The organism is Meiothermus sp. (assembly GCF_026004115.1).
GTDB lineage: Bacteria > Deinococcota > Deinococci > Deinococcales > Thermaceae > Meiothermus.
The window spans coordinates 172,073-184,315 of sequence record NZ_BPIM01000001.1; the positions used below are offsets into that span (position 1 = coordinate 172,073).

Consider the following 12,243-nt stretch of genomic DNA (forward strand, 5'->3'; position numbering starts at 1 on the left):
CACCATAGGGGTGAGCGGGGCTCATCCATGCCCATCAATCCCCCGAGACCAGGGCCTGTTCCCGCACCTTCTCGATGGCCCAGTAGACCGCCTCGGGCGTGGCGGGCGAGGCCAGTTCTACCACACCCCCCCTTCCAAAAGCCGCCACAGCGTCGCGCAGGGCTTCGCGTACCGAGATGGCCAGCATCAGCGGGGGCTCCCCCACGGCCTTGGAGCCGTACACCACCCCCGGCTCAGTGGCCCGCGGCAGAAGCCGCACGTGGAAGACCTCGGGTAGCTCGGAAAAACTGGGCAGCTTGTAGGTGCTGGCCGAGCGGGTGGCTACCTGGCCCCTGGCATCCCAGCGCAGGTCCTCCAGCGTAAGCCAGCCCACACCCTGGATAAAACCCCCCTCCACCTGGCCCAGGTCCACCAGCGGGGAGAGCGAGTCGCCCACGTCGTGCAGAATGTCCACCCGGCGCAGGGTGTACTGACCCGTAAAACCGTCCACTTCTACCTCACTCACCGCCGCGCCAAAAGCAAAGTAGTGAAAGGGTTTACCCCACATGCGGGTTTTGTCCCAGTGGAGCCCCGGCGTGCGGTAAAAGCCATCGGCAAAAAGCTGTATCCGCTGGGCATAGGCGGCCTTCACCACTTCGGCAAAGCCCAGCCGCTCCTCAGGCTTCCAGATGCTCCAGGCCTGGCCGTCTTCAAACACCACGTCGGCAGGGTGAACACCCAGTTTCTGGGCCGCTACCCCGGCCAGCCGGGCCTTGATTTTCTCGCAGGCATCGCGCACGGCTCCCCCGTTCAGGTCGGCCCCGGTGGAGGCGGCGGTGGCCGAGGTATTGGGCACCTTGTCGGTGCGGGTGGGCATCAGGCGGATGGATTCCAGCGGCACACCCAGGGTCTGGGCAGCAATCTGCTGAATCTTGGTGAAAAGCCCCTGGCCCATCTCGGTGCCGCCGTGGTTGACCTGCACCGAGCCATCCTGGTAGACCAGCACCAGCGCCCCGGCCTGGTTGAAAGCGGTCAGGTTGAAGGAGATACCGAACTTGACCGGGGTGATGGCCAGGCCCCGCTTGCGGTGGGGGCTCTGGACGTTGAACTCGGATACTTCCCGCCGGCGGCGGTCGAACTCGGCGCTTTGTTTGAGCTCGTCCCAGATGAGCCGGATGCGCTCCACATCCTTCACCGCCTGGCCGTAGTGGGTGGTGGAGGGGGGTGCAGGCTCCGGGCTCCGGGCTCCGGTTTCCGAGATGCGCCCCTCCCCTGCCCGGTACCCGGTACCCTCAGCCCGGTAGAAGTTCCGCTCCCGCACCACCTCCGGCGGCAGGCCCAGGCTGCGGGCCACGCGGTCTACGACCTCTTCGATGAAGACCATACCCTGCGGCCCCCCAAAACCCCGGAAGGCGGTCTGCGAGGTCTTATGGGTCTTGCAGACCCGGCCCTTAACGTCCATGTGGGGGATGTAGTAGGCGTTGTCGGCATGGCAGACCGCCCGGGCCATCACCGGCTCGCTCAGGTCTTGCGACCAGCCGCCGTCGGAAAAGAGCTCCATCTGGAGGGCCTGGAGCACACCGTCTTCGGAAAAACCCACCTTCCAGCGGGCATAAAAGGGGTGGCGCTTGCCGGTGAGGGTGATGTCCTGAAGCCGGTTGAGCCGCACCCGCACCGGGCGGCGGGTCAGGTAGGCCCCCAGGGCCGCTATGGCCGCAAAGGGGTTGGCCTGTACTTCCTTGCCGCCGAAGCCCCCGCCCATGCGCACGCACTGCACCGTGACCCGATTGCGCGGCAGGCCCAGCACCTGGGCCACGATCTCCTGGGTTTCTGAAGGGTGCTGGGTGGAGGCATGTACCAGCAGGTGGTCGGTCTCGTCGAGTACCGCCAGGGAGGACTGGGTCTCGAGGTAGAAGTGCTCCTGCCCGCCGAGCTCGAGCTCCCCCTCGAGCACCCGCGCCGATTCCAGAAGACCCTGCTGCACATCCCCGCGCTTGGCGTGAAGCGTTGCGCCCTGAAAACTCCCCTGGGCTATGGCCTCCCGAATGCTCAGGATGGCGGGCAGCGGCTCATACTCCACCGCTACTCGAGCGGCCCCCAGCCGGGCGGACTCCTCGCTTTCCGCCAGCACCCAACAGACCGCCTGGCCAGAGTACATCACCTCGGTGGGAAACAGCGGTTCGTCCTGCTTGAGGCCCGAGTCGTTGAGGCCCGGTACATCCGGGGCCGTGAGCACCCGCACCACCCCCGGCACGGCATACGCAGGCTGAACATCGAGCCGCACAATACGGGCGTGGGCATGAGGGGCCTGAACCGGCCAGGCGTGCAGGGCATTGGGGTAGCGCGGCAGCAGGTCGTCGGTGTAGAGCGCCCGCCCCGTCACGTGCTCGCGGGCCGATTCGTGGGGAATGGCCTTGCCCACCACCTTCATACGGTTACCTCCTGGGTCTCGCTGTAGAACTTCCAGAGCAGGTTGCCCAGCATGGCGGTTCGGTAGGCCGCACTCCCCCGGTGGTCGTCAATTGGTTTGAACTCTGCCTTGATCACCTGAGCCGCCTTGCGGATGCTGGGCTCGCCCCAGGGCTGGCCTACCAGGAAGGCCTCGGTCTGGTAGGCCCGCACCGGCGTTGCCGCCACCCCGCCCAAGCCGATGCGAAGCTGGGCAACCCGGCCTTCCTCGAGCCTGAGCGCAAAGGCTGCCGCCACGGTGGAGATGTCGTCCAGCGGGCGCTTGGCCACCTTGTAAAAACGGGCCTGGGGCGCCAGGGGCAGGGGGATTCGCACCCCCTTGATGAGTTCCCCAGGCTGTAACACCGTCTGCCGGTATCCGGTGAAGAAGTGCTCGAGCTTCACCACCCGCTCGCCCAGTGCGCTCACCAGCACTACCTCGGCCCCCAGGGCCAGCAACACCGGCGGGGAATCGCCGATGGGCGAGGCCGTACCCAGGTTGCCCCCCAGCGTCGCACGGTTGCGGATCAGGCGCGAGGCAAATAGCGGGAACCACTCGGCCAGCAGGGGAACACGCCCCTCCAGCCAGCGCTCGGCCTCGGAAAGGGTTACGCCTGCGCCAATCTCGATGGCCTCCGACCCCCAGTGAAGGGTTTTGAGCTCGGGCACTGCGTTCAGGTCTAAGAGGGTTTCCGCACGGTAAAACCGTTGGTTGACCTCCACCCCAAGATCGGTGCCGCCGGCCAGTAAGCGGGCCTGGGGATAGGCTTCTAGCATCTGGAACAACTCACCCAGCGAGGTAGGGCGCAGGTAAGTGGCGCCGGCCTCGTAGCGAAAGCTTTTCAGCGGTGGGGCGGGGTCTGCCAGCCGCCGGGCCAAAGGGTCGTCCGGGGCGGGCCGGCCCAGCGATAGGGCGGCATCGCGGATGGGCCTGTAGCCGGTACAGCGGCAAAGGTTGCCCGAGAGGGCCTCGAGGTCGAAGGCTTCACGTCCTTTGCGATAGTACTCCGCCGCCATGCTGACCACAAAACCCGGCGTGCAGTAGCCACACTGCGAGCCCCCCTGAAGCATGGCCTCCTGCACAGGATGAAGCTTCTCCCCCTGTGCAAGCCCTTCCACCGTCCAGACCTCCTGGTCGTCCAGACCCGGCAGCAGCAGCAAACAGCTATTGACCGCCTCGAGCCGCGCCCCGGCTCCATCCGGGCGCACCAGCAGCACCGTGCAAGCCCCGCACTCCCCCTCGGCGCAACCCTCCTTGCTGCCCGTCAGGCCCTCTTGGCGCAACCACTCGAGCACGGTGATATGGGGGTCTACTCCTGAAATCTGCACCATCTGCCCGTTTAACCGAAAGCTGATCTTACTCACCCAAGCCCTCCTGGACTTCACTTGCCTATGGTTGATTATTGTATAACCAATGCCCCCAGCAAAAAGTATGGCTTTGCTACGTGCCTAGGATCGGTACGCGAACCCTCGCAAACCTCAAGCAGGAGCGGTTCATACCAAATCCACGTGAACCCCTTGCCTTCACCCCGGAGGGAGAAGGTGGCGACACCCCGACCGCGCTATTTAACAGCGATAGAAACACGATTGACTGCACCTGGGGTGTCGCCGGATGAGGGGGCTTGGGACGACCCTCAAAGCTAACTGTCCGAGTAAAGTTGGTATCATAGGGTCGGTGTTGCAAAAATGCTCGTAGCTGGGCGACCTGGCTGGGTGCTATGCCTCCACCTAGCCTCCCCCGTTGGGGGAGGAAGGGGTGGTTTTTCTTTATGCACCAGCCCTGGCCCCGCGCCCAGACCGACCGAAGTTATCCGCGTAGCGGAGGGCGATACTGCCCCTTGGAAAGCGAGACGCTTTTTCGCGACCGTGATCAGTCGTTGAGCGTCATCGGTTCTTCCTTACCGCTCCCCCTGCCCTCGGCCAGCGAGAGCTTGGCCAACGTCAGCGCCAGAACGTAGGTGCCCAGGGCAATGTCCTCGGGCGAGGCGTACTCGTCCGGGCGGTGGCTAATCCCCTCGCGGCAGGGGATGAAGAGCATGGCGGTAGGTGCGATGCGGGCCATGAACAAAGAGTCGTGGTAGGCCCGGCTGACCATTAGCTTGAACTTGACCCCGGCCTCGCCACAGGCTTCTACCAGCGCTTTGAGTACCTCCGAGCCCGATTTGGCCGGAGGGTCTATGTTGATAATGTCCACGCTGTACTTGATGTCGCGGCGGGTGCAAACCTGTTCCACGCCCTGAATGATGTTGCGAATCACCTGGTCGCGGCGGGATTGCTCCACATCGCGCACGTCAATCTCGAGCTTGACCCGGCTGGGTACGCTGTTCACCGCGTTGGGGTAGACCTCGCAGAAGCCGGTGGTGGCCACGGTGTTGATGCTGCCGCTGTTCTTGGCAAAGGCTTCCACCCCCAGGATAATCTCGGCGGCAGCGCAAAGGGCATCGTGTCGGTCGGGCATGAGAACAGTACCCGCATGCCCGCCCACACCCTCGAGGTGTGCCCGCAGCGAAGCCGGGGCGGCAATCGCCGTGACGATGCCCAAAGGTACGTGTTCTTGCTCGAGCACCGGTCCCTGCTCGATATGCAGCTCCACAAAGGCCGCGTAATAGCCTTCGGGGAGTTGCACATCCTCCAGGCGGCCCATATAACCGGCCTCCCAGCGCACCTCCTCGAGGCTCTTTCCTTCCTGGTCTTTGAGCAGCCTCAACGATTCAGGGTTCAGGACACCCGACAGAGCCCGGCTTCCCAGGCAGCCAATCCCAAAGCGGGTGGGCTCTTCGGCGGTGAAGATAAGCAGTTCGATGGAGCGGTAGGGCTTGAAACCGCTGCGCTGGAGCGCCCGAATGGCCTCCAGACCGCCCAGCACCCCCACCGTACCGTCGTACATACCAGCATAGGGAATGGCGTCGAAATGCGAACCTGTGCCCACCGCAGGCAGCTCGGGCGCAGAGCCCTCCCAGCGGGCAAAGATGTTGCCGAGGCCATCCTCCCGCACGCGGAGGCCAGCTTCTTCACACAGGCCCTTGAGATAGGCCCGGGCCCCCAGGTCGGGCTTGGTAAAAAGAATGCGGGTAATGGCGGGCTTGGGGGTATCGGAAAACCCCGCCAGTGTGTCCAGTTCGTGGACAATTCGTTCTTTATCTACCAGTGGTCTTACAATCATGGGTTGCTCCAGAAAAAAACGCTAAACACGACGATAGTTTATGCCGCACCCTACACGCTTTGCAAAAGAGCCTCAGAGAAGGCGGTTTCCGAGCGCCAGAGTACCCGCCGTTTCAGGTCAAGAGCTCGAGCGAGTGCCGGTTCACGTCCTTATATATGAGGTATTTGCTGGGGGTTTTGCCCAACGCGCCAAACCACTGTGGGCAGTAGGAGGCCATCCAGATGACATCTCCGGCCTGTACGGTGTACCAGTGGTCTGCCAGGCGGTAGACCCCGCCCCCTTGCAGAAATAGCAGGCCGTGCTCCATGACGTGTGTTTCTACCATGGGCAGGTGGGCCCCAGGGGCAAAGGTCATGGTGTTGACGGCCATATCAAAGGAGAAATGCTCCGGCAGGAGCAGGCGCACCTGGAGGGCTTCGTCGCCCATGAGCGGGCTGCTGGGAACATCCGGCTCGTGCCCGAGTACCACCTGGGGCACGTCCACCCCGGCCAGGGCCTGGTAGGGTTTGTCGAAAACAACCATTCGAACATTGGACTCTGCTACAAAGCGGTGGGGGGTGTTGGCCGGCAAATATACGTAGTTATTGGCCCATAGCGTGTGCCTGGCACCGCCAACCTCGAGCGACACCTCACCCTCCAGCACATAGGCGAAGCGCTGGATGTCCAGCAGGCTCATCTCGCCGGTGCTGCCCGGTTGCATCTCGACGGTATACATCTTGAAGCGCGCCCCCAACTCTGGAGCGATATGCACGATGCTGGCCGTATTCACCCAGCCGGGCAGGGGGGCCCGGATGAAGGAGTCGGGGGTCAGGAGGGCATGGTCGGGGGCTACATGGGTGCGGGTAAATCCGGTCAGGCTCATAGTTTCCTCGTCTGTAAGCGCACTTCGCTTGGCTTCTTTATTCTACCCTCCACAAAGATGGGCTCACCCCTGAGCCAGGTGCTTACCACTTGGCCCCGGAACTGATAGCCCAGGTAGGGCGAGAGTGGATGGCGGTAGTACAGGTCTGAGGGGGCGAGGGTGTAGCTTTGGGTTAGGTCAATCATGGCAAAATCAGCTTCAAAGCCCACGCCCAACCTTCCTTTTTGGGATAGGCCAAAGCGCAGGGCCGGGTTCTGGGCCAGCAGGGCGGCAATGCGCTCCAAAGCCAGTCCCCGCCGCCGCCAGCCCTCGGTCAGCAGCACGCCGAGGGTAGACTGTACCCCTGCAATCCCGCCCCACAGCGCAAAGAAGTCGTTGCCTTGTTTAAGCTCGGGGGGGCTGGGCGAATGGTCGGAGCCGATGATGTCCACCGCCCCCTGCAACACCAGGCTCCATAGCCCGTTTTGTTCGGAGCGGGAGCGTAGCGGTGGCGCGCATTTGCCAACGGCCCCCAGCCGCTCCAGGTCTTCTTCGGTAAAGGTGAGGTAGTGGGGGCAGGTCTCGAGGCTCACGTCTACCCCCCGTGCTTTGGCCTCGGCGGCCAGCGCCACCCCGGCACCCGAGCTGATGTGTACGATGTGTAGCTTGCAGCCGGTTTCCTGGGCCAGCAGGAGGGCCCGCCCGATGGCCTCGAGCTCGGTAAAAACCGGACGCGAGGCCACATACTCACGCCAGGTGCTACCCTGGGCCCGCATCTTTTTTGCGAGGTGGGCGGTCAGGGCCTCCGACTCGGCGTGCACGGCCACCGGAAGCCCAAGCTGCGCCGCCAGCCGCATGCCTTCGTATAGTGTGGCATCGTCGCAGGCGGGAAACTCGGGCAGGCCCGAATTGCACATGAAGGCCTTGAAACCAATCACCCCCCGCTCGGCCAGCTCGGGCAGGTACTCCAGGTTCTTTGGGGTAAGGCCTGCCCAGAGGGCAAAGTCGGTGTAGGAGGAGGCCCGCATGGCCGCTCGTTTCTGGTCGAATGAGGGGGCGTCCAGGGTGCAGGGCAGTGAGTTGAGGGGCATGTCGAAAAACAGCGTGCCGCCCCCGGCCGCAAGGGCCGCGCTCCCGGTCTCGATGCCCTCCCAGTGGGCTTGACCCGGCTCGTTGAAGTGCACATGCACATCCACCAGCCCCGGAAACACATACAGGCCGGCAGCCCGTACCTCCTGCCGGGCCGGCTCAGCTATTTCCTGCCTTATCTGAACAATGTGTCCGTCCAGCACGCCCATATCGGCTTGCAGAAGGCCTTCTGGTGTGACCAGGTTTCCACCGCGCACAATCAGGTCGAGCATGGCATCTCCGTTTGAGCATCAAGGGGTATGGGTTCGTGGGGCCAGGTATTCGCTAGGGCTGATGCTGGGCACTGGCCAGCCGGTGCAAAAAATCCAGCCCTGCCCTCAAGGCGGCTTCTGTGTCCTGGGGCCAAACCATTTCGTCCGGGTGGTGCGAAAGGCCCCCGGGGCTTCGCAGGAAAAGCATGGCGACGGGGCACAGCGAGGCCATAATCATGGCGTCGTGGCCGGCCCCCGAGGCCATGCGCTGGACAGGATAACCCTGGGCTTCGACCGATAGGGCCAGTTGTTCGGTAAGGTCTGGGTGACAGGGCACTGCGGCTTGTTCGTACCGGGTCAGGTAGCCTAGCTCGAGGCCCCGACGCTGAGCAACCTGCTGGGCCCGGGTAATCAGGTTAGCCACAGCCAGGCTGCGCACATCGTCATCTGCATGGCGCACGTCCAGACTCATGCGCACCTCCCCTGGAATCACATTGGCCACCCCCGGCTGGGCCGTAATCATGCCGACCGTGGCCACCAGGCCCGCCTCCTCGCGGGCCTCACGCTCGACCAGGGTAATCCATTCAGCGGCTCCGACCAGGGCATCGCGGCGCAGGTGCATGGGCGAGGTGCCGGCATGTCCGGCCTTGCCGCGGAAGGCCACCTCGAGCCGGCTCTGCCCCACAATGGCCTCCACAATTCCCAGTGGATAACCCAGGGCCTCCAGCACCGGGCCCTGCTCGATGTGAAACTCCAGATACCCCAACACCTGAGCCGGGTGGTAGGCTGCCTGGGGAATCTGGGCGGGCTCCAGGCCAAACGCCCGGATGACCTCTTCCAGCGAAAGCCCCTGGGCATCCTGAAGCTTCAGAACATCGGGCTCAAAGCGTCCGGCTACAGCCTTGCTGCCTATAAAGGGCACCCCGAAGCGCACCCCTTCTTCTTCGGAGAATGCGATGACCTCGAGGGCGAACGGCAGCCGCTCGCCCTCCAGCGCTTTTACCAGGGCCAGCGCCAGCGTCACCCCCAGAGCGCCGTCGTACAGGCCAGCATCGCGTACGGTGTCCACGTGTGAGCCCAATAAAAAGCGCGGGGCCTCGGGGGTTGCCCCGGGGTAGTGCCCAATCAGGTTGCCCACAGCGTCTACACGCACCGCCATGCCCAGGGCTTTCATCCAACCGGTCAGGGTTTCGTGTACATCCCGCATGGGTGGCGACAGAAAAGTGCGGGTTAGCCGGCCTGGCTCTTCCGAAAAACGGCCAAGCTGCCGACAGCGTGCAATGGCCTCCTGCGCAAGTTGTTCGGGTATCATGGCTTTCAACTTCCCCGGTAGGTGCTGTAACCATAGGGCGAGATGAGCAGGGGCACGTGGTAATGCCCCGTAGCCTCGGCAATGCCGAAGCGAATCGGTACCTTATCCAGAAAGGGCGGGTCGGGCAGGGGCAAGCCCTGGGCTTTGAAATAGGCGGCCACATAGAAAACCAGCTCGTAGATACCGACCGGGATGGTCTCGCCCGCGAGCAGCGGTGTGTCGGTGCGGCCATCGGCGTTGGTGCGGGTTGCGCTAACGAGGGTGCGCTCGCCCGCAGGGCCGATGCGGTAGAGCTCGAGGTCGAGCCCAGCCGCCGGACGCCCATGGGCGGTATCCAGAACATGCGTGGAAAGCCGAGCCATATGCTTATCCTAAGGGCCCTTGGCTCCCTGGGCCACCCAGGCCCCCAGTTTGGCCCGTTGCTCGGTTGTCATAGGCGGAACCCCCGGCACCAGCAAGGGCATGTACTCGGTGTCCACCGAGACCTGCTTGATTTTCTGCGCATACCCCACAATCTGCTCCGGCGTGTCCAGCATCACGCCTCCCGGTGCCGAAGCAAAGCCGGGCTGGGTGGGGCGGGCCGCGTGGCACATCTGGCAGTGGTTCTGGATAATGCTTTGCACCTCGGCAAAGGCCACCGGTGCGGTTTCCTGAAGCACAGTGCTTTTCTGCGGGGCGGTCAGGTAAAACGCACCCAGCAGCAAAGCCACCGCCAGTACCAACAAATAGGGCATCGCCCCACCCTCCACCACAGTTTGGTGGTGTTCTTTTTCGGTCACGTTGATGAAGTGCCGTACCGCCACCCCCGCCACAAACAACGCTATCAGGATGAGCCAGTGGGCCCCATGGTTGTAGGTCATGGGGAAGTGGTGGGCAATCATGGTAAAGAGCACCGGGAGGGTGAGGTAGTTATTGTGGCGCGAGCGAAACTGCACCCAGGCTACAAACTGGGGGTCGAGGGCCTGGCCTTGTTGCGCCGCTCGCACCAGCTTCTTTTGCGAAGGGATGATCACAAAAAAGACGTTGGCCGCCATGATGGTGCCCAGCATGGCCCCGATGTGCATAAAGGTTCCGCGCCCGCTGAAAACCTGCCCCAGGAGATAAGCAGCCCCGGTCACCAGCACGCCTCCGACCAGTAAAAAAAGCGCCGGTCGGTACAGGAGCTGGGTGCTGGAAAGCCCCACATACACCAACCAGGCTGCGACCAGGCTTCCTATCGCAATGGCTATAGCCGCCCAACCCGGCAGGGTGCTGCCTGGGGGCAGCAAAATGGCCCTGGGGTCGGCATAGTAGACGATGATCAGGAGCAAGAACCCTGTAACCCAGGTCAGGTAGGCGTCCCATTTGAACCAGTGCAGGTAGCGGGGTAGCTGGGCGGGGGCGGTTTTGTACTTTTCCAGGTAGTAGATACCCCCGCCGTGAATGGTCCATATGTTGCCGGACAGTTCGGCCCGCACCCCCTGGCGCTCCAAGGCGTTCTCCAAAAAGATGAAGTAAAAGCTGGCCCCGATCCAGGCGATGCCGTAAATGATGTGAAGCCAGCGCACCGCCAGGTTGAGCCATTCTCGCGCGTGGGCCTGCCAGCCATTGGCCAGGGTGAGGTAAAGGCCCAGCGCCAACAGGGCCAGGATGGCCAGAATCCAGGGCCACTTGACCAGGCGCAGGCGGTCTTGGTCTAGGATGTTCATAGCGAGAGTTTAGGCTTTATCGAGCAGGTCGGCAAGGCGAAAGTAGGCGATTTTGTAGATCTCTTCCAGGGCGGTCTGGAACTCGAGCTCGGGATGGTTTTGTAGCCTCTGTTCCATGGCTCTGAGGACATCTGCTTTGGTTTTGCCCCGTACCGCCAGGATGAAGGGAAAGCCGAACCGGGCAGTATAGGCCTGGTTTAGGGCCTGAATGCGCCGGAACTCCTCGGGCGAGAGGGCATCGAGACCGGCCCCTTTTTGCTCCGAGACCGAGGCCGGGGCCATACGGGCGCGGCTGCCAAGGTCGGGGTGGGCCCGGATAAGGGCGAGCTGGGCCTCCTGGGGGGCTTCCTGCACACGGCGCACCATCGCACGGTGTAGGGCCTTTAGGCTATCCCAGGGGCGGGCTTCCCAGGCCTGCTCGGCAATCCAGGGCGAGTGCTCAAACACCCACCCCACCGCCTCCACAAAGGCTTCTCGGGAAAGCTGGTTGATTTCAGCTAGGGTCATGGTACGTCTTTCGAGGGCCAAAGGTTTGGTGCGGTTCCCACGCATACTCGGTACAGCGGGTTTGCTGAGCCGGAACATTACGACTCGCCGTGTGAGGCGTGATGATGGGAAACGCGATAGGGCCCGAGGCTCTTGGGCTATGGGCTAGCCATGATGCAAGCTTTCGGCCTTCAGCCTTAGGCACTTGGCTCCCATCACGCATGCTGGCTGCGGTAGGCCCAGCCCACCAGCCTGCGTTCTAGAAAAGCGAACACCCCGTAAAGGGCAATGCCCATCACGGCAATGACCAGCAACCCACCAAACACCAGCGGCACATTGAACTGCGAGCTGGCCGAGGTCATCATGTATCCGATGCCCTTTTGCGAGGCGGCAATCTCCGAGATGACCGCCCCCACAAAAGCCAGCGTGATGGCCACCTTGAGCGAGGCGAAAAAGTAGGGCAAGGAGAAGGGGATGGAGACCCGGGTGAAAGCCTCGAGGCGGCTCGAGCCCAGCACCCTGAGCACCTCCCTTAGCTCCGGCGGCACCGCCGCCAGACCGGTAGCGACGTTTACCACGATGGGGAAAAACGAGATCAGGAAAGCGGTCAGGATGGCCGGCACCGTCCCGATGCCAAACCACAACACCAGCACCGGTACCAAAGCGGCCTTGGGCACGCTGTTAAAACCCACCAGGATGGGGTATAGCGCCAGGTTCATGGGCTTGGAGGTGCCCACTGCGGCCCCCAGCAGCACCCCGGTGACCACCGCCAGCCCAAACCCAGCCAAAGTCGTCCAGAGGGTCTGCCAGGCGTGGCCCATCACCACCCCCCAGACCGGCTGGAGCGACTGGATGGCCTGCGATGGGGCCGGTAGCACAAAAGGCGGAATTTTGAAGAGCCGCACTGCCAACTCCCACAATACAAAAAGCCCCACTACGGCCCCTACTGCTATCAAGGTATCTTTAGTTTTGCTCAAGCGCTCCTC

Annotated in this window: 10 protein-coding genes; all 10 read right to left on the reverse strand. The window is 63.2% G+C overall.

Features of this window, described 5'->3' with window-relative positions:
* Positions 1 to 34: 34 nt before the first annotated feature.
* The 10 genes from xdhB to Q0X23_RS00835 all read right to left on the reverse strand — a co-directional run bounded on the left by xdhB (position 35) and on the right by Q0X23_RS00835 (position 12,234).
* Complete coding sequence (gene xdhB / locus Q0X23_RS00790; RefSeq protein ID WP_297858523.1) at positions 35 to 2,410, reverse strand: xanthine dehydrogenase molybdopterin binding subunit; 2,376 nt, start codon at positions 2,408 to 2,410, stop codon at positions 35 to 37.
* Complete coding sequence (gene xdhA, locus Q0X23_RS00795; protein WP_297858524.1) at positions 2,407 to 3,792, reverse strand: xanthine dehydrogenase small subunit; 1,386 nt, start codon at positions 3,790 to 3,792, stop codon at positions 2,407 to 2,409. Before xdhA ends, xdhB begins: the two co-directional genes overlap by 4 nt.
* 505 nt (positions 3,793 to 4,297) lie before the next feature.
* Entirely contained in the window at positions 4,298 to 5,590 is a 1,293-nt protein-coding gene (locus Q0X23_RS00800; protein WP_297858525.1) for a M20 family metallo-hydrolase, read from the reverse strand.
* A 112-nt stretch (positions 5,591 to 5,702) separates the two neighbouring features.
* Positions 5,703 to 6,452: a (S)-ureidoglycine aminohydrolase gene (gene allE / locus Q0X23_RS00805; RefSeq protein ID WP_297858526.1), complete on the reverse strand. Its 750-nt coding sequence runs from the start codon at positions 6,450 to 6,452 to the stop codon at positions 5,703 to 5,705.
* Positions 6,449 to 7,792 (reverse strand): allantoinase, encoded by a 1,344-nt coding sequence (locus tag Q0X23_RS00810; RefSeq protein WP_297858527.1) that lies wholly within the window; start codon positions 7,790 to 7,792, stop codon positions 6,449 to 6,451. Before Q0X23_RS00810 ends, allE begins: the two co-directional genes overlap by 4 nt.
* Positions 7,793 to 7,844: 52 nt before the next feature.
* The gene (locus tag Q0X23_RS00815; protein ID WP_297858528.1) at positions 7,845 to 9,083 is read right to left on the reverse strand and encodes an allantoate amidohydrolase; all 1,239 of its coding nucleotides are present in this window, start codon (positions 9,081 to 9,083) and stop codon (positions 7,845 to 7,847) included.
* Between the two features lie 5 nt (positions 9,084 to 9,088).
* Entirely contained in the window at positions 9,089 to 9,445 is a 357-nt protein-coding gene (gene uraH, locus Q0X23_RS00820; RefSeq protein WP_297858529.1) for a hydroxyisourate hydrolase, read from the reverse strand.
* Between the two features lie 9 nt (positions 9,446 to 9,454).
* Complete coding sequence (locus Q0X23_RS00825; protein WP_297858530.1) at positions 9,455 to 10,771, reverse strand: urate hydroxylase PuuD; 1,317 nt, start codon at positions 10,769 to 10,771, stop codon at positions 9,455 to 9,457.
* Between the two features lie 9 nt (positions 10,772 to 10,780).
* Positions 10,781 to 11,278: a 2-oxo-4-hydroxy-4-carboxy-5-ureidoimidazoline decarboxylase gene (uraD, locus tag Q0X23_RS00830; protein WP_297858531.1), complete on the reverse strand. Its 498-nt coding sequence runs from the start codon at positions 11,276 to 11,278 to the stop codon at positions 10,781 to 10,783.
* A gap of 194 nt (positions 11,279 to 11,472) precedes the next feature.
* Positions 11,473 to 12,234: an ABC transporter permease gene (locus Q0X23_RS00835; RefSeq protein ID WP_297858532.1), complete on the reverse strand. Its 762-nt coding sequence runs from the start codon at positions 12,232 to 12,234 to the stop codon at positions 11,473 to 11,475.
* Positions 12,235 to 12,243: the final 9 nt, after the last annotated feature.

What these genes read in the sequence shown, in the direction of transcription:
- xdhB (WP_297858523.1), bottom strand. Translation starts at nt 2,410, where the DNA reads ATGAAGGTGGTGGGCAAGGCCATTCCCCACGAATCGGCCCGCGAGCAC.
- Q0X23_RS00800 (WP_297858525.1), bottom strand. Translation starts at nt 5,590, where the DNA reads ATGATTGTAAGACCACTGGTAGATAAAGAACGAATTGTCCACGAACTG.
- allE (WP_297858526.1), bottom strand. Translation starts at nt 6,452, where the DNA reads ATGAGCCTGACCGGATTTACCCGCACCCATGTAGCCCCCGACCATGCC.
- Q0X23_RS00810 (WP_297858527.1), bottom strand. Translation starts at nt 7,792, where the DNA reads ATGCTCGACCTGATTGTGCGCGGTGGAAACCTGGTCACACCAGAAGGC.
- Q0X23_RS00815 (WP_297858528.1), bottom strand. Translation starts at nt 9,083, where the DNA reads ATGATACCCGAACAACTTGCGCAGGAGGCCATTGCACGCTGTCGGCAG.
- uraH (WP_297858529.1), bottom strand. Translation starts at nt 9,445, where the DNA reads ATGGCTCGGCTTTCCACGCATGTTCTGGATACCGCCCATGGGCGTCCG.
- Q0X23_RS00825 (WP_297858530.1), bottom strand. Translation starts at nt 10,771, where the DNA reads ATGAACATCCTAGACCAAGACCGCCTGCGCCTGGTCAAGTGGCCCTGG.
- uraD (WP_297858531.1), bottom strand. Translation starts at nt 11,278, where the DNA reads ATGACCCTAGCTGAAATCAACCAGCTTTCCCGAGAAGCCTTTGTGGAG.